The organism is Rothia sp. HMSC078H08, assembly GCF_001808955.1.
Classification (GTDB): domain Bacteria; phylum Actinomycetota; class Actinomycetes; order Actinomycetales; family Micrococcaceae; genus Rothia.
The window spans coordinates 345640-363584 of sequence record NZ_KV795256.1; the positions used below are offsets into that span (position 1 = coordinate 345640).

Genomic DNA, 17945 nt, shown 5'->3' on the forward strand with positions numbered 1-17945 from the left:
CATCATCATATGTCGTATGGGTGTGGTTGTGTTCAGTGTCTTAATCATGCCACAGGTCATCTTCACCGAGTGACCTGTATCGTCATCTACTCCTCTGCTGAGACAGTTATTCACATGTTGTGTGGGGTTGGTCTAACAGCGTTTGTGTACCTTTGATGTCCATTTCAAGCGCCGTATCATAGATATATAGGCTTATTGATTCTATTCTGGTCGCCGAAGATGGCGGTTGGTTATGCATCTGGCACCTTCCGGTGGTCGTGAGAACGGAGAGAGGCTCCGTTGGAAGGAGGGAGCGGGTTTCCCGCACCGATTATGGTTGATGTCCGTCGCCGCAAGCTTGCAATTATTGCTATGAACATTTCGGTTCTTGCAGCTGCTCTCTCCTGGCTGTTGGTGCTCTTCTCTGTCATGTATTCTCCCGCAGCTGTACCGTGGGCTCTGGGCGTTGCTATCGTACTGACTGTGATTGGCGCCTACGCGCTGTACCGCTACTACTCCAAGTACTCGCACGTGCTCCCGAACGAGGACCCGGACGCACACGATGTGCTCGGTCACGACCTGCACTCGACCCACCTGCCGCACCTTCACCACACGGAGGGCAATCCCAACGGAGCAGCTGCTAAGTAGCGTGCCTGCCATCCCCTAGACAGCATAAATGTGCCGCCTCACCGGTACCGGTGAGGCGGCACGTTTGCATTAAAATCGCGGTTCAGAGTCCGACCCTACACTCAAGATTATTTCTGGTTTGAGTCAGTGCTCCGCTGCGCTTCAGCTTCGGCTCTGGCTAGTTCTATCCTTCTGTTCTTTTCGACGATCAGAGCGTTATATTTCCAGCCGGGGATTCGTTCAAAAAGCCACCCAACCCAGAGAAGCGCAGCGGTAATGAGAGCGACAGGAATCAGGTAAATAAGGGCTCTCGGGTCGCGGGTGTGGTCTGAGGTGCTCCCCGCGGTGAGTTCCCACAGCGCAAGGATTGGTACCGCCATTATAGGCATCACTATAAAAAGGATGAGGGCATAGTAAATGCCCATCATGCTACCGGGCCTGCCTCTATTCATACGGGCTTGGGTGACGGCTCTCTTCAGACGTTTGTATTCCTCTAAGGTTTCGCCGTCTAGAAGCGAAGCGTTAGGGATCTTGGCCATGACGTACCGTACGGCTTCTAAATCTGAGGGCGAGCAAATAAAGATATGTCCCTGGGACGTAACGGTATATTCTTTCGCGATGTCGAGGCACGCCTGCGCGTAACGGTTATTAAGCTCTCGGCTCTCCGGGTTTTCTTTGAGTTGCCGGCGGATGTCTTTCAGATCTTCCATGTTTCTCCTTGCAATTTCAGTCATCGTTGAACCCATCGTTGGGGTACGAGAAACACAGGCCATCCCCTACCCGCTGCGGGGTGGAGAAGCCGGAGTATTGAATTGCGGTGTATCGGTGTGTACTTCACAGAATGCCAGCTCTTGGGGCTCAGGCAAAATTGACGGGGCGTCTTGAGATGTTTCAACAGCGGTGCATACATCTCATATATACCGGTCAGTTATAGACAAAACCCGCTACAGGTACGGTACGGAGGCACCCCTCCCCTATGATGGTTGAAAGGGGTATTTGCCCTTTGCACCATCGGCAGTACACACCCACGAGCCTACGAGGAAGAGCATGACCAAAGCGACCGATTCGCCGCAGCCGCCGGAAGCGCTCACGCGCTGGTACACTCGCTACTCGAGCCCCGTCGGCGTGCTCTATATCGCCGCCCGCGCGAACGCGATTGTTGGCATCTGGTACGAGGATCAGGCACATTTTCCGCTCCCCCATGAGCTCGGTGGACTCATCGAGAATCCCGGAGCCTACCTGCGGGAGCACAACACGGCGGAAGAGGAAGAGCCTACCGAAGAGTATGCTGCGGCGCGGCTGCTGTCGCGTGCTGAGGCAGAGCTCTCCGAGTATTTTGAGCGCAAGCGCACTTCTTTTACGTTGCCGCTAGATCCTGAGGGCACCGATTTTCAGCTGATTGTGTGGGAGCATCTGAAGACTGTTCCTGCCGGGTACACCACCACTTACGGTGAGATTTCGCGTGCGGTTGGTCCCGGTGCTCCGGCGCAGGCGGTGGGTCAGGCGGTCGGCCGCAATAAGGTTTCTATTATGATTCCGTGTCACCGCGTTATTGGTGCTGATGGTAGTTTGACTGGCTACGCTGGCGGGGTTGAACGTAAGCAGTTCCTTCTCAATCTGGAGGAGCCGGAAGAGGTGCGGGAGGCGCGGCTCTTCTAGCGATGTCACCCGGCGGTGATTGAGACTTGTCAGAGGGCGGAGCGTGCATCGGATGCGGGCTCTGCCCTCTGTCGTACCTATTTTCGGTTTCGTTGCTCTGCACCACGACATATAATCGAATATACTTGCGATTTACTCACGCTAGGGCTACTGTTTAAGTAGAACATGCTTCCGAAATATTCGGATGAGCTCAGCACTCTCAGAGAGGAGAAACCGTGACCTCGCAACCTACTATTCCCGCCAACCCCCTCGAAAACACCCCGAGCTACCCCACGTGGGTGACCGATGAGCTTCTGCGCGACTACTACGACACCGAATGGGGTATGCCCGTCACCGATGAGCGGGGACTCTTCGAAGCCCTGAGTCTCGAGGCTTTTCAGGTTGGGCTCTCCTGGCGCACGATTCTTGCCCGCCGTGAGGCATTTCGTCACGCTTTCGAGGGTTTCGATCCCGAACGCGTGGCTGCGTTCACCGACCGGGATGTTGCGCGGCTCCTCCAGGACGAAGAGATTATCCGTAACGAGCGGAAGATTCGCGCGGTCATCTCCAATGCGCAGCTGACCCTTCGGATGCGTGAGCTTGCCGCCACGCAGCGTGACGCATCCGCGGAGGATATTCGTCTTCCCCTTATCGCTCCCTCTTCTGCCCCGACCAATACGGATAGCGTTGAGGCGCCGAATACCCGCCGTCGTCGAGTTCGTACGCTCAGCGATGAAGATCTGGACCGGATGCGCGAGCGCACCCTATCCGACGGCACGCGTGTACCGGGCGGGCTACCGGCGTGGCTGTGGTCCTTCGCGCCGCACGAGACTATCGCGCCGCATACCCTGCAGGATATTCCTACCGATACACCCGAGTCCGCGCTTCTTGCCAAATCTTTTAAAGCTCTAGGAGGTGTGTTCTTGGGTCCGGTGACTGCCTATGCGCTCATGTGCGCGGTCGGCATGGTGGATGCGCACCTGGTGGACTCGCATCGGCGCGGCTGTTCGGGGCTCTTTACCTAAGCCCCCTCGCCCTAAGCTCCCCACGCTCGGCGTGCTCGCGTCTAAGGGCGCAGAAAAGCCGCGCGCCACTTCGTAGAAGTAAGCACGCGGCTTCTATACGTTGAGAGGTTCCGCTCTGAATTAGATCGTCACAGGGTTAGATCATCACGAAGAGGAAAATCAGCGCCAGCAGCGGCGGGGTCAGCTGAATCAGTGCCGGCTTGCGCTTATCCGGGGAGGTGAGGAACAGGTAGACACCGGCAATCGCCATGGAGCCCAGGCCTGCGAACATGAGTGCCACACCTACCTGCGGGGAGCCGAACCAGAAAGCGAGCAGACCGGTTGCGGCGATCCAGGCGAGCATCAGGTTGTACAGGCCCTGGTTTGCTGCCATCTCCTTGGTAGACTCGGCGAATTCTTCGGTCATTCCGAAGGTTTCGCGACCCTTAGGCTTAGTCCAGAGGAAGGATTCGATAATCCAGATGTACACGTGAATAGCGATTGCTACGAAGGCAAAAACGGTGGTGACCGTTGCGAGTGCCTGCATTGTTTCTCCTTGAGTAGTAGGTCATCTGTTAGCCGTGTGTCTCACGTAGCGGGCGAGCGAGTAACGCACAGATAACAGCCGGGCTGCCTCTCCTGTGCACGTCTCCGGTGTGTGGGCACAAATACTAATTCTACCCCTACCTCGTGGTTTGTCTGCTTTCTGTTCCGTGGACCCCAGGATACGGCGAACGCTCGCCACGACGTTACGTCGCAACGAGCGTTCAGCCCATCTTTCCGGTTCTTCCTCGAAGACAGGAAAAGTCGCTTAAAAGCCTAGTGCACGATGAGCGTGAGCAGGTACGTCCAAATGCACAGCAGTACCAGCAGGAAGAGACTGTACTTGATGGTTATGGAGGTAACCTTCGACTCCTGCCCTGCCTCGTTCACGGCGGCAACCGCCACCGCAATCGACTGCGGGGACACAATCTTGCCCATCACACCACCGGAGGTATTGGCTGCAACCAGCATGGCGGGGTCTACACCAATCTGATGCGCGGTGCTTGCCTGCAGACCGGCGAAGAGCACGTTGTTGTTGGTCACCGAACCGGTCACGAACACGCCAACCCAGCCGATTATGGGCGAGAAGAGCGGGAAGAGCGCACCCGCGGTAGCTACCGCCAGAGCGATGGAGGAGGTCATGCCCGCGTAGTTCATGAGGTTTGCTACGGACATGACCAGGCAAATCATGTAGATGGGTTTCTTCAACTGCTGCCATGCACCGTTAAGCTCCTGCAGAGTCTCACGGACGGTAATTTTCGAGGTGAACGCAGAGAGCAGAGCCGCCACCAGAATGGCGGTACCCGCCGCACCCAGGATGTTCCAGTTGAAGACCGCGTGGATAGCCAGGCCTTCACCGTCGCCAATCTGATGGTGGATACCGGGCACATGGAAGCTCAGGTTTGCAAAGCCCAGGGCTCCGTTATGGTCAAAGACGGGGCGCAGCACGGTGGACCAGAGCAGGATGGTGATGGAAAGGAAGATGAAGGGGCTCCAGGCGCTCGCAACTTCGCGCAGGCTGTACGTCGGTTCGTCCTGCGCGGAGAGCTCTTCCAGAGTCGGTGCGGTGGGCTCGCGATAGACGTGCTTGGGCTGCCAGAAGTGCATCACGACCGCCAGGAACACCAGTCCGACAAGGGGCGGCAAAATGCCGATGAGCTCGGGGTCCTGCAGGACCCACAGCATGATGCTCTGCAAGCCAGAAATCACGATACCGGTTGCGAGCGCTACTAAGCCTACCTCACGAATGCCGCGCAGACCGTCCTGAATAGCGACCACGAGCACGGGTACGAGGGCCGCAAAAATCTGCAGGACCCAAACCATCTGGTTGGATAGGTGCCCCAGGTCTACGTTACCGATAGCGGCACCGGTGGTCACAGGAATACCGACCGCACCGTAGGCGCCCACGGTGGCGTTAGCGACCAGGGAGAGCATAGCGGCTTTGAGCGGGTTGAAACCCAGGGCAACCAGTAGCGCTACAGAAATAGCAATCGGGATGCCGAAGCCCGCCGCGCCCTCAATAAACCCGGCAAAGCAGAGGGCGATGAGTAGCACCTGGATGCGCTGGTCCGCTGAGATTGAGGAGACAGAGGACCTCACGATGGCGAATTTTCCGCTGCGCACCGCGATACGGTAGAGCCACACTGCCATGAGCACAATCCATGCAATAGGCCATAGCGCTGAGAGGAATCCGTAGAAAATAGAACCTGCGGCTGCTGTCCAGGGCAGGTGGAAGACTCCGAGTGCGATACACAGGGTCAGGGCTAGGGTGATTAGCGCTGATTTGATGCCGCTGAGTTTGAAAACCGTGAGGCAGAGTAGAAAAAGGATAATGGGAGATGCCGCTACGAGTGCAGAGAGCACCGGGGAGTTGAGGGGATCGTAGGTTTGCGACCACATGAGAGTGGTATGTCCTTCCTCGCCGCAGGGTGTACCTACAGCGGTTTGGATGCCGCTGTAGGGTGCGTCCGCCTGCCCTTATGGGGTAGCACGAGGCGTAACCTCACGACGCCTCTACCGCTGAGGGTCCCTGAACGTGAAAGGCGTAGCAACATCATGTGTCTGTGTTGTAGCCTTGGCTGAAGGCAGGGGGCGCGGGGAAGGATATTTCCACGATGCGGGGCGTTGGTTCTCTCGTTGGAGGCCTCGAAGCTAAAAGTTCCTTAGCTCGTGCTCTCGCCTACGGCGCCAATGCCCACTGAGAACTGTATCACTGTGGCATGTGGGTCCTTTGCTAGGTACTGGGTGCTTTTACAGTGTGAAACGCTAGTTAAGAGTCATTACGATTTAGCTCTTGTCGGTAATTTTTCTCCGGTCAATCCCTTTCTGCTACCCGAGCCAAACCTATACGGCGGCAGATAAGACAAAGCCCCCTCCCCGACCGCACGGGTCGAGAAGGGGGCTTTGCATCAGAATCATCAGGGGTTCAGCGTCATGCCGCTATCTGCCCTGGTGTGAGGCTCACGAATGGCTTTAGCCAGCCATGAGCGAGAGGGCGAAGGACCAGACGCAGACCAGGCCCAGCAGAATAGCGCTGTACTTGATGGACATGGAGGTAATCTTCGATTCCTCGCCTGCGCTGTTCACAGCCGCCGCCGCAATCGCGATGGACTGCGGGGAGACAATCTTACCCATCACGCCACCGGCGGTGTTTGCGGCAACAAGCAGGGTCGGGTCAACAGCGATCTGGGCTGCGGTGGTGGACTGCAGGCCCGCGAAGAGCACGTTAGCATTGGTCACGGAGCCGGTCACGAACACGCCAATCCAACCGATGATCGGGGACAGCAGCGGGAAGACCGGGCCGGCTGCCGCGAGCGCCAGAGCGATGGAGGTGGTCATACCGGCATAATTCATGACGTTCGCGACGGACATGACCAGGCAGATCATGAGGATCGGCATCTTCAGCTGGTTCCAGGTACCGCCGAGTTCTTCGAAGGCTTCGCCCCAGCTGATATTCGAGGTCAGGATGGTGATGAGTGCCGCTACCAAAATTGCGGTGCCGGATGCGCCCAGGGTGTTCCAGGAGAACATCGCGGTCACGGTCTTGCCGGCACCGGTGGTGATGGCTTCGTGAATGCCGGGGATGGGGAATGCCAGGGTTGCAGCGCCGAGCAGGCCATTGGTTGCGAAAATCGGCTTCAGGGCAGTGGACCAGAGCAGGATGGTTGCGGAGAGGAAGATGAAGGGGCTCCACGCCTTAACAATCTCGCCGCCGGTGTGCTTGACGTTCTGCTGTGCCTGGGCTTCTTCGAGGTTGGGCGCGGTGGGTTCGCGGAAAATGTGCTTGGGCTGCCACTTCTGCATGATGAGTGCCAGTGCTACCAGGGACAGCAGCGGCGGGATGATGTCGACCAGTTCGGGAGAGCCGAGCAGCGTCAGGATAGCTGCCTGACCGCCGGAGAAGATGACGCCGGTCATGAGCGCTACGAGACCGACCTCGCGGATGCCGCGCATACCGTCCTGGATTGCGACCATCAGCAGCGGCACGAAGGCGACGAAGATCTGCAGTACCGGAACCATGCCTGCGGACAGGTGCGCGGTGTCCAGGCCGCCGACCTTAGCTGCGGTGGTCACGGGAATACCGATAGCGCCGTATGCGCCGGATGCGGCGTTGGCTACCAGCGCCAGCATGGATGCTTTGAGGGGGTTGAAACCCAGGGATACCAGCAGTGCAGCAGAGATAGCGATCGGGATGCCGAAGCCTGCCGCGCCTTCGATGAAGCCACCGAAGCAGAAGGCAATCAGCAGCACCTGGATGCGCTGATCGTTCGAGATGGAGGAGACAGATGCCCGCACAATGTCGAAGTTACCGGCGCGCACGGCGATGCGGTAGAGCCACACCGCCATGAGTACGATCCAGCCGATGGGCCATGCGCCCGAGAGGAAGCCAGAGAGGATGGAACCGGCGCCTGCGGTGATAGGCAGGCCGAAGATGGCACAGCCGATGATGAGGGTGGTGCCGAGGGTCAGCAGCGCTGATTTGAGACCGCTGAGTTTCAGGACGGTCAGGCCCAGCAGGAAGAGAATGATGGGCACTGCGGCAACCAGTGCGGAGAGCACCGGTGCGTTTAGCGGGTCGTAGGTTTGCTGCCACATTGGGGCGGGTGTTCCTTTCGGTCTGTGTGTATTAGCGGTCGCTTCTTCCGGTACGGCGCCTGCGCTGTATGGAAGCATTAGGCCGCATAAAAACCGATGGCCCCGGTCCTTGCGTCGTGGATGGGTCCATCGGTGAAGCGTGATGGTCTTGAGCTGCCGGGCGTTTGGTTGTATGACGTGGCGATATGCCGAGGCAATATACCGGGGCGCGGCGGCGGTGAGCGGAACCTTTCCCTCTCACTAGGTGCTCTTGACTTTATCTGTCTAAGCTAACAGGTCTTCCTCGAGACTTCAGGATAGGGTGACCTTAAGTGTGCACAAATGAAACTTATGTGCATAATTGCGCTCCTTAGCCACAAACCTCCTCCCCAGCACACAAACACAGACGCGCAAAAGCCCCTCCTACCGAAGTAGAAGGGGCTTTCGCTCAACCGTGTCGCGGGCACCTTACCTTCAGAGAAGGTAGGCTACACGCATCGGGTTCTCACGCTGTTTAGATGCCGACCAGAGACAGGACGTAAACCCAAACACAGGTGATAGCCAGCAGAGCTGCACTGTACTTGATCGCCATGGAGGTAATCTTCGATTCCTCGCCGGAGCTGTTCACAGCAGCAGCTGCAATTGCGATGGACTGCGGGGAAACGATCTTCGCCATCACACCACCAGCGGTGTTAGATGCAACCAGCAGGGTCTGGCTGACGCCAATCTGCTGTGCGGTGGTAGCCTGCAGGCCTGCAAAGAGGATGTTGTTGTTCACCACGGAGCCGGTCACGAACACGCCAATCCAACCGATAATCGGGGACAGCAGCGGGAAGATTGCGCCCACAGCGGCAACAGCCAGTGCGATGGAGGTAATCATACCCGCGTAGTTCATGACGTTAGCAACGGACATGACCAGGCAAATCATGAGGATCGGGGTCTGCAGCTGCTTCCAGGTGCCGCCGAGCTCCTCGATAGCCTCACCCCAGCTAATAGAGGAGGTCAGGATGGTGATGATGGTAGCCACCAGAATTGCGGTACCGGATGCGCCCACAATGTTCCAGGTGTAGGTCACGTCGATAGGCTTGGGGGTTGCAACAATCGGTGCCGCCTGCGAGATGCTCTGGTGCAGCCAGGGCAGGGGGAAGGAGATGTTGGTGAAGCCGAGCGCGCCCTTAGCAGCGAAGAGGGGCTTCAGAGCGGTGGACCAGAGCAGAATCACGACGGACAGGTAGACGAAGGGGCTCCAAGCCTTGAGGATTTCGCCGCTGGTGTGCTTGACGCTCTGCTGAGCCTGAACTTCTTCCAGGGAGGGAGCGGTGGGCTCGCGGAAGATGTGCTTGGGCTGCCACTTCTGCATGACCAGTGCCAGAGCGACCAGTGCCAGCAGCGGCGGGATGATGTCAACGAGCTCGGGGTTACCCAGGGTTGCGAGCAGAACGGACTGGCCACCGGAGTAGATAACGCCGACCATGAGAGCTACCAGACCGACTTCGCGGATACCGCGGATGCCGTCCTGAATAGCCACGAGCAGTACGGGGATGAGAGCTGCGATGATCTGGATAACCAGGACCAGCTCGGTGGACAGACCGTGCAGGTCCACGCCACCGCGGGTTGCTGCGGTGGTCACGGGGATACCGATAGCGCCATATGCGCCGGAGCTCACGTTAGCAATCAGTGCGAACATTGCAGCCTTGAGCGGGTTGAAGCCCAGGGACACGAGCAGTGCAGCACAGATAGCAATCGGGATACCGAAGCCTGCAGCACCTTCAAGGAAGCCGCCGAAGCAGAATGCAATCAGCAGCATCTGGATGCGCTGGTCGGTAGAGATGGAGGAGATGGAGGAACGAACGATTTCGAAGCCGCCGGAACGCACGGAAATGCGGTAGAGCCACACTGCCATGAGAACGATCCAGCCGATGGGCCACATGCCCGAGAGGAAACCGTAGAGGATGGAGCCTGCACCTGCGGTGACGGGCATACCGAAGATAGCGCAACCGATGAGGAGAGCTAGAACGAGGGAGATAACGGCAGATTTAATACCGCTGAGCTTCAGGACGGTGAGGCCCAGAAGGAAGAAAATAATCGGGACTGCTGCTACAAGTGCGGAGAGCGCGCTCGAGTTCAGCGGGTCGTAGACTTGCTGCCACATGGTTTATTGCGTTCCTTTCCACGCCCACGGGGGCGGGATCGAGTTGTGCCGTAAAACCTTCCCAGCGACGCTTGTGGCGGCGTGTGTGCCGTGTGTTGCAGGTGCGTGCACCTAGCTGTTTTATGCGTTATGGGCGCTATCCTCTGGGGATATATGCCTTCACTTGGGTTCGTGTTGGTTTTGCGGCTATGAAATTCAGTGTGTATGAAGTCGTGTTTTAGTCACAGAAACCTAAATATTCCTTGATTTGTCAAGGGAAATTCAGTGCCAAAGCTAAAATTTCTGACCGCTAAAACGCGATTCCTTGTGTACCCAATGTACCACCCATCACCCACAAAATCGGGCATATTCCAACATTTAGATCGAAGCTCATAATTGCACACTAACCTAAAGACCCACCGCTTTACAGGTGCAATGCCGGCCCCTCCCCCGCCATCCCAAGGAAGAGAGCGCCCTTCAGTGCTTCCAGCCGTGTATTTGGCACCGACTCCCGTATTTCCCCATCCAAGCAAGCAAAACAAAAACCACTAAACGGCATACAAAAAGCTCCGGAAGGAAAACCTTCCGGAGCTTTATCTGTCGGGTTGACAGGATTTGAACCTGCGACCCCTTGACCCCCAGTCAAGTGCGCTACCAAGCTGCGCCACAACCCGATTCGTTATTCACGATATTGTTTTCAAGGTTTCCCCTGAACACTCGAATAACTATACCGGGCTTTTAACCCCCGCGCAAGCCAGAATCCCTATTTTTAGAAAAAATCTTAAAAATCTTTTCCTCACGGATTTTTCGTGCAGATTTTCCGCACAGAATCCAGCGCGCGGGAGCCAAGCCTAGCACAAGCCTAGCAAGGGAGCCAGCCCAGCAACACGGCACCAAGCAGGTACGTACCGCTACTAGCGGCGGCCGCTCTTGCCCTTCTTAGCCTTCGCGCTCTGACGCTCACCCAGGGAACGGCGCTCACGCACACGCATCGAAATCTCAATCGGAGTACCCGTGAAATCAAAAGTCTCACGCAAACGACGCATAATGAAGCGACGGTAACCCGGGTCCAAGAAGCCGGTAGTAAAGAGCACGAACTTCGGCGGACGCGAAGACACCTGAGTACCGAAGAGAATACGCGGCTGCTTACCACCACGCAGCGGGTGCGGATGCGCGGCCACAATCTCGCCCAGGAACGCGTTCAGGCGACCGGTCGGAATACGCGAATCCCACGACTCCAGCGAGTGCTCCAGGGCGGGCACCAGCTTGTCCTTGTGCCAGCCGGTCTTCGCCGAAATGTTCACGCGAGGAGCCCACTGCACGTGCGCCAGGTCGCGCTCGATCTCGCGCTCAAGCATGTAGCGGCGGTCCTCATCGAGGGTATCCCATTTATTGAATGCCAGGACCATCGCACGACCCGAATCAATCACGGTCTGCACGATACGCACGTCCTGCTCAGAGATCGGCTCGGAAACATCCAGCAGCACCACGGCAACTTCAGAACGCTCCAGAGCAGTCTGAGTACGCAGCGAAGAGTAGAACTCCGCGCCCTTAGCCATGTGCTGACGACGGCGAATACCCGCGGTATCCACGAAACGCCAGGGGTAGCCGCCCAGCTCAATAATCTCGTCAATCGGGTCACGAGTCGTACCAGCCAGGTCGTTCACCACGGCACGCTCAGAACCAGCCAGCTTGTTCAGCAGCGAAGACTTACCCACGTTCGGGCGACCCACCAGAGCCACACGACGCGGGCCGCCCAGCGCCTCCGGCTGAGCGAACTGCGAGTGCTCCGGCATGACCTCAAGAATCTCGTCCAGGGCATCCGCCAGGCCGCGACCGTGCAGACCCGACACCGGGAACGGCTGACCCATACCCAGCGACCAGAGGTTATAAATCTCCGGCTCCAGGTGAGCGTCATCAATCTTGTTAGCAATCAGAACGATCGGCTTCTTCACGCGGCGCAGCATACGCACAATCTGCTCATCCGAAGCGGTCACACCCACGCGGGCGTCAACCACCAGGACCACAACATCGGCCTGCTCCACAGCAATCTCAGCCTGCTCAGCAACCTGAGCGTCAATACCGCGAGCGTCAGACTCCCAACCACCGGTATCAACCAGGGTGAAGCTCTTACCCAGCCACTCAGCCTTATAGGACACGCGGTCACGAGTCACACCCGGCTTATCCTCAACCACCGCTTCACGGCGGCCCAGAATACGGTTAATGATGGTCGACTTACCCACGTTCGGGCGGCCAACAATCGCCACTACCGGATCAGCGAGCTGCTCTTCCTCTTCCTCAATGTCGAAGCCCCAAGCACCCAGCAGGGCGCGGTCCTCTTCATCCAGGTCGTAGTCCTCAAGACCCTCAAGAAGAGCCTGAGCACGCTGATCAGCAGTCTCATCATCAATCTCAGCGAGGCGCTCGATAACGTCGTCCTCGCCACCGCCCAGGTACTTATCTTCGTAATCGTCGCGGATAGCGTCCTCAGCCATGCGCATTCCTTTCTCTACCCGCCCCACGCCCAACCCAAAGGTCAGCACGCGAGCGCGGCTCAACGTCTTCGCGAGAGCGGCTGCACCACTCCCCCAGCGTTTCGGCGGGGCCTAGCCCTCGCGCTTCGCCTTCAACTGGTCATTCACAGCATTAATCACTGCAGAGACCGTCGCATTAAAATCAAGGTCCGAGCTGTCCACCAGGGTCACGCCCTCGGCAGCTTCCATAAAGTTATTGACCTTCGAATCCTTCGCATCACGCTCAGCGATCTGCTTGCTCAAATCACCCGAAGCACCCGACTTCTCGGAGTTCTCCAGGCCGCGGCGCGCCATGCGCACCTCTTCAGAAGCAGTCAGCAGGATGCGCGCATCAGCGTCGGGAGCAACCACGGTGGTGATGTCGCGGCCCTCAGCGACCATGCCGTTAATAGCGTGGTCAATCATCCAACGCTGCAGACCAATCAGGTGCTCACGAACCGCCGGAACCGAAGCCACAGCAGACACAGCCGAAGAAATGCGCTCGCTACGAATCTCCTCACGGATATCGGTCGAGCCCATCAGAATCTCTTCTTCCTTAATGTTCGTACCGAACACCAGGGGCATCTCCTCGACAGCCTTCGCGATCGCCTCAGCGTCGTTCAGGTCAATGCCAAGTTCCAGCACACGGTAGGTTGCGGCACGGTACATTGCACCGGTGTCCAGGTACGCCAGGCCAAAGTGGCGTGCAACTTCCTTAGACACAGACGACTTACCGGAACCGGAGGGACCGTCAATAGCAATCGTCAGTTTAGGGTTCTCGTGCATCAGCACTCCTTAAAATTCGTCTCAAACTTTATGCCGGAAAATACAGCTTTAACTCTACTTCACAACACGCCAACCGCGAGCCGACAAATCGCGGACCAGTGCCTCATGAATAGACGGATTGACCGAGATTTCAGCCATACCCACCGGGGCACCCGTCGAGTGCTCCAGACGCAAATCCTCAAGGTTCGCGCCCAGCTCACCAATCTCGGCAAGCAAACGAGCCAGCGTGCCGGGGGTGTCGTCCACCAGCACCGTCATCTTTGCAAACGCGGCGGGGGCAGTACCGTGCTTACCCGGAATACGGCTCACGCCCGCGTTGCCTTCGCTCATCAGCTGCGCCAAATCCAGGCGAGCGCCGGATGCCGTCGGGTTCTCCAGCGTCGCGATGAGGCGGTTCAGGTCATCACGCACCCCGTAGAGGGTCTTCACAATCGGGTCAGCGTTCGCCGCAAAAATCTGCACCCACAGCGTCGGGTCCGAAGCCGCGATACGCACCGTATCGCGCAAGCCCTGACCCGCCAAAGACAGCGCATACAGCGGAGTGTCCTGCAGACGCGAAGCCAACAGCGAGCTCATCGCCTGCGGCACATGAGAGATCAGGGCAACCGTCTGATCATGCTCCTCAACGCCCAGAGAAGTCACAATCGCGCCCAGCTCCACCGCAACAGAACGCACCAGGCGCACACACTCGGGGCGGACCGAATCGTGCTCGCAGATGATCCACGGACGCGCCTGGAACAGCTCACCGCGAGCAGCCACCGGGCCAGACTTCTCACGTCCAGCCATCGGATGCGAACCCACGTAACGGGACGCATCCGCACCCGAGGCAAGCACATCAGCCAGCGGCTGCACCTTCACCGAGGCAACATCCGTCACCACGGCGCCGGGGTAGCCCGCCTCCGGTCGAGGCGCATAGGTGTTCAACGCGCGAGCGCACACGGCACCGGCACTATCCGGAGGCGCCGCCACCACCACCAGCTGCGGGGCGAACGCGGCGCGTTCCTCCTCCGACAGGGTGGAGATGCTTGTACCGGCACCAATATCCTGCGCCACTGCCTCGGCGGTGGGTGAAATATCTTGGACGTACACGTCCTCGCATCCTGCCGCACGCAACCCCAAACCAATGGAGGCACCCAGCAGACCCGAGCCGATAATGAGCACCGGCCCGGTTAGCGTTGAGTCCATGGGCAGCTCAGATGCGGAAAGCTCAGCGGGCGAGCTCATGACAACTCCTTAGCGTTATTACATGTCCACCGAAGCGAGCAGGTGACCGATCTCGACCTTGGAGAGGTTACGGACGGTGCCCTGCTTCTGCGAACCAATACGAATCGGGCCCATCTCGACACGGACCAGGCGCTCGACCGGGTAGCCGACCGCGTCGAAGAGGCGGCGCACAATGCGGTTCTTACCGGAGTGGATGGTCACCTCAACGAGCACGTGGCCAGGGGTGGAGTCCACCAGCTTGAACTCGTCCACGCGGGTCACACCGTCTTCCAGGCGAATACCCTTCTTCATGGCTGCGCCGACGCCGGGCTCCATCGGGCCGGGAACCTGCACCAGGTAGGTCTTGGGCACCTCGTAGGAGGGGTGGGTGAGGCGGTTCGCCAGTTCACCGTCGTTGGTCAGCAGCAGCAGACCCTCGGTTTCGACGTCCAGGCGGCCCACGTGGAACACGCGCTCGCTCATGGAGGAACGCAGGAAGTCAGAGATGCAGGGGCGACCTTCGGGATCTTCCATGGTGGAGACCACGCCGGCGGGCTTGTTGAATGCCATGTAGACGAGCTTGTCGTTGGTCTGAACGGTCATGCCGTCCACCTGCACGGTCACCTTGGAGGGGTCCACGCGCACACCCAGTTCGGTCACGACTTCACCGTTGACGGTAACGCGGCCTTCGGTAATCATTTCTTCGCAGACGCGGCGGGATGCCACACCGGCCTGAGCCAGCAGCTTCTGCAGGCGCACGCCGTCGTGGTCGTAGAACTCGTAGTGGTCTACCGGGGCGTTGCGGGGGCGGCGGGGGCGGTGCGGGCCGGCGTAGTTGCTGACGCGGTATTCGCCGCGCTCGTTTGCGAAGGCTTCGCCGGAGCGGTAGGGGCGGCCCGGTGCGCGGCGTTCGCGCTTGGGCAGTTCGGTACCGCGGCCTCGGCCGGAACCTGCGCGGCCTGCGCCGAACTTCTTCTCGCCAAACTTCTTGTCACCGAACTTCTTCTCGCCGAAGCCCTTTGCGCCACCCTTGCCTGCGCCGCTCTTCGGTGCGCCGGGACGACCGCCGCGTGCGGATGCGCCCTTAGCGCCGGGCTTACCGCCCTGACCGGGACGACCGGCGCCGGGACGGCCACCGCGGGAGTTCTGGGGGCGACCGGATGCAGAGCGGCCGCCGCGGGAGGAGTTTCCATATGCCATGGTGTTCTTCTCTTTTCTGTCGTTGTAGTTCTTGTTAGTCTTTGTGCCCGGCACCGAATATGCGGTGTTTATGTCAGCGCCAAGGGCGCTTATCCGGGTAGTTCTGCCGCAGGTTTTCAGCAGAACCGTTGGACGTTTCGTTATTGCCGAAACGGCTGTAGCTGGCGGGCTAGTCGTTACCTTCGGCGAGGACCGCCGCCTCCGTGTCGTCGGGCAGGAAGGGCGCAAGCGCCGGCAGCTCCTCCAGGGAGTTCAACCCGAGCTTCACCAGCAGCAGCTCCGTGGTTTCGTAGAGGGTCGCGCCGCTTCCGGATTCACGACCAGCCTCACGAATCAGCTGCCGTTGCAGTAGCTGACGGATTGCCGCGTCCGCGTTTACGCCTCGAATGGAGGCTACCCTCGCCCTGGTCACCGGCTGCTGGTAGGCAATCACGGCGAGCGTCTCGTAGGCGGGCTTGCTCAGCGTCGCGCTCTTGGAGCGGGTCACGAAGCGTGCCACCCAGGGGGCGAAGTCGTCGCGGGCGTAGAGCTTCCAGCCTCCTGCGATGTTCCGCAGCTGGAATCCGCGCGGTTCGGGCGCCACCCGGTTTTCGTCTTCTCCGTAGCCGCTTTCTTCGCCGTTGTACTCGCGGTACAACTGGTCGAGCGCGTGCTCAACAGCGCGTTCGCTGACGATGAGAGCGGCGGAGAGTTCACGCACGCTCACGGGCGCTTCGGCAACGGCGAGGATCGCCTCGATGGCGCTTTTGACGCCACCGGGGATTGCCTCGACCTTGGAAAATTCGGCTTCGGCATCGACCGCCACGCTGGGTGCGGTGGAGGGGCCTCCCGCCGGAATCTTTGCCGATTTCGCTACCGATTTCGCTTCCGGTTTCTTCGACTCGCGGGGCGCAGTTTCCTGCGATTCCTCAGGGATTTCGGAATTATCGGAGTCCTCTACCGTTTCAGCGTCCTCAGCTTTTTCGGCAACCTCAGTGCCCAGAGGGGCTGCTGCTACCTCGTGCTCAGCAGGCTCAGCGTCCGCCTCAGCAGGCTTTGAGCTCTCAGTCTCTACCGTCTCTGCTACCTCTACCGGCGCCGAGTCAGCCTGTTCCGAATCCTCATCCGCGTTCGGATCCCAGTAGCCCATGTTCACGATGGCAAGGTCATCAGGGGTGAATTCACGGTCAAAGCGTGAGCCGTGAATACTCATAATCCTCCTCTACCGGTTCCGTGTTAGCTTCAGATTCGTTCACTTCGGGTGATTCAGACGCTTCACCGATTTCATGCGCATCCTGAGTGTCTGTTGCTTCGCGAATCACGAACTGTGCAGCGCTCGCGCTCGCACGTACCCGAATGGCTCCGAGCGGTGTGTCCTGTTCCACGTGCAGGGCGCCTTCTTTGTAGAGCTCGAGCAGGGCGAGAAAACGAACCACCGCGATTTCTAGTTCGCCGGATCCTTGAACCAGTTCGGCGAAGCTCAGCTCCCGCGCCGCGGTATCGAGCAGGCTGTGCAGAATGTAGTGTTCTTCAGCCGCGATGGTGGTTAGCGGAACGTGCAGGTGCTCGTTGAGTTCTTCAACGATTTCTTCGGGTTCCGGTTCGGACTCTTTGGGGGTTCGGCTCAGCGCTGCTGCGGCGATGCGGGCGAACTCTTCGGCACCTCCGGTGAAGACCAGCTCGGGTAGCGCCTGGGCGAATCGTTCTTCGAGGGCTACCGCACGGGGAAAACGCTGCGCTTCTTGCGCCCAGCGTTCAGCAAAAATATCGGCGACTTCGCGGTAGGCGCGGTATTGCAGCAGACGGGCGAAAAGCAGGTCGCGCGCCTCCAGCAGTGCAACGTCCTCTTCGAGGGGTTCACGATGCTGCGGGAGCAGGCGTGCGGTTTTGAGTTCCAGCAGGGTTGCGGCGGTGACCAGAAATTCGCTGGCTTCGTCGAGTGCACGTTCGGTGCCTTCAGCGTAGAGGGCGTGCAGGTATGCGAGGAACTCGTCGGTAACCTCTGCAAGCGCCACCTCGGTAATGTCGAGTTTGCGGCGCGAAATCAGGGTCAGTAGAAGATCAAAGGGACCCTCAAAATTACTGAGGGTGAGGGTGAAACCCGGGTTCTGCAGGCCGCGGCCCTCAGTCCGGGCGTTTGCGGCGGTGTCTGCGTTCGGTGTCGGTACCCTCACGGCAGCGACGTTCGTGGTCATAAACGACCTATTCTCCTTAGGTTTATTCTCCCCGGCTTTGTTGGTGCCGTCTCAGATGCGGCTTTTACTTCGC

At 58.9% G+C, this 17945-nt stretch carries 14 protein-coding genes and 1 tRNA gene; 3 read left to right on the forward strand and 12 right to left on the reverse strand.

Annotated features, from left to right (window positions below):
• Window positions 1-312 precede the first annotated feature (312 nt).
• Entirely contained in the window at window positions 313-627 is a 315-nt protein-coding gene (locus tag HMPREF2528_RS06765; protein ID WP_246823643.1) for an N-acyl-D-glutamate deacylase, read from the forward strand.
• 107 nt (window positions 628-734) lie between these two features.
• Here the strand turns inward: HMPREF2528_RS06765 and HMPREF2528_RS06770 are convergent, their stop codons facing one another.
• Window positions 735-1340 (reverse strand): hypothetical protein, encoded by a 606-nt coding sequence (locus HMPREF2528_RS06770; protein ID WP_152901969.1) that lies wholly within the window; start codon window positions 1338-1340, stop codon window positions 735-737.
• Between the two features lie 313 nt (window positions 1341-1653).
• Here HMPREF2528_RS06770 and HMPREF2528_RS06775 point away from each other — a divergent pair, with 313 nt between their 5' ends.
• Both HMPREF2528_RS06775 and HMPREF2528_RS06780 read left to right on the forward strand, forming a co-directional pair.
• Entirely contained in the window at window positions 1654-2265 is a 612-nt protein-coding gene (locus tag HMPREF2528_RS06775; protein ID WP_049362801.1) for a methylated-DNA--[protein]-cysteine S-methyltransferase, read from the forward strand.
• Window positions 2266-2480: 215 nt separating this feature from the next.
• Complete coding sequence (locus HMPREF2528_RS06780) at window positions 2481-3269, forward strand: DNA-3-methyladenine glycosylase I (RefSeq protein WP_049362798.1); 789 nt, start codon at window positions 2481-2483, stop codon at window positions 3267-3269.
• 136 nt (window positions 3270-3405) lie between these two features.
• On the opposite strand, the gene HMPREF2528_RS06785 is transcribed toward HMPREF2528_RS06780, so the two are convergent.
• From HMPREF2528_RS06785 to HMPREF2528_RS06835, 11 genes are all read right to left on the reverse strand, one after another.
• The gene (locus HMPREF2528_RS06785; protein ID WP_005506606.1) at window positions 3406-3795 is read right to left on the reverse strand and encodes a DUF1304 domain-containing protein; all 390 of its coding nucleotides are present in this window, start codon (window positions 3793-3795) and stop codon (window positions 3406-3408) included.
• Between the two features lie 272 nt (window positions 3796-4067).
• Window positions 4068-5690 (reverse strand): L-lactate permease, encoded by a 1623-nt coding sequence (locus HMPREF2528_RS06790; RefSeq protein WP_049362796.1) that lies wholly within the window; start codon window positions 5688-5690, stop codon window positions 4068-4070.
• A 573-nt stretch (window positions 5691-6263) separates the two neighbouring features.
• Window positions 6264-7886, reverse strand: a complete 1623-nt coding sequence (locus tag HMPREF2528_RS06795; RefSeq protein WP_070543390.1) for an L-lactate permease — start codon at window positions 7884-7886, stop codon at window positions 6264-6266.
• Between the two features lie 493 nt (window positions 7887-8379).
• On the reverse strand, window positions 8380-10017 hold the full coding sequence (locus HMPREF2528_RS06800) for an L-lactate permease (protein ID WP_070543392.1): 1638 nt from the start codon (window positions 10015-10017) through the stop codon (window positions 8380-8382).
• A gap of 579 nt (window positions 10018-10596) precedes the next feature.
• A tRNA-Pro gene (locus HMPREF2528_RS06805) sits at window positions 10597-10670 on the reverse strand.
• Window positions 10671-10910: 240 nt separating this feature from the next.
• Entirely contained in the window at window positions 10911-12491 is a 1581-nt protein-coding gene (gene der, locus HMPREF2528_RS06810) for a ribosome biogenesis GTPase Der (protein WP_070543394.1), read from the reverse strand.
• A gap of 111 nt (window positions 12492-12602) precedes the next feature.
• Window positions 12603-13295 (reverse strand): (d)CMP kinase, encoded by a 693-nt coding sequence (gene cmk / locus HMPREF2528_RS09210; protein WP_070543397.1) that lies wholly within the window; start codon window positions 13293-13295, stop codon window positions 12603-12605.
• Between the two features lie 54 nt (window positions 13296-13349).
• Window positions 13350-14519 carry a prephenate dehydrogenase gene (locus HMPREF2528_RS06820; RefSeq protein ID WP_070543399.1) on the reverse strand — a complete coding sequence of 390 codons (1170 nt, stop codon included), beginning with the start codon at window positions 14517-14519 and terminating at the stop codon, window positions 13350-13352.
• An 18-nt stretch (window positions 14520-14537) separates the two neighbouring features.
• The gene (locus HMPREF2528_RS06825; protein WP_070543401.1) at window positions 14538-15698 is read right to left on the reverse strand and encodes a pseudouridine synthase; all 1161 of its coding nucleotides are present in this window, start codon (window positions 15696-15698) and stop codon (window positions 14538-14540) included.
• Window positions 15699-15867: 169 nt separating this feature from the next.
• The gene (gene scpB, locus HMPREF2528_RS06830; protein ID WP_070543403.1) at window positions 15868-16890 is read right to left on the reverse strand and encodes an SMC-Scp complex subunit ScpB; all 1023 of its coding nucleotides are present in this window, start codon (window positions 16888-16890) and stop codon (window positions 15868-15870) included.
• On the reverse strand, window positions 16865-17872 hold the full coding sequence (locus HMPREF2528_RS06835; RefSeq protein WP_070543405.1) for a segregation and condensation protein A: 1008 nt from the start codon (window positions 17870-17872) through the stop codon (window positions 16865-16867). The genes scpB and HMPREF2528_RS06835 overlap by 26 nt, the downstream gene beginning before the upstream one ends.
• Window positions 17873-17945 lie beyond the last annotated feature (73 nt).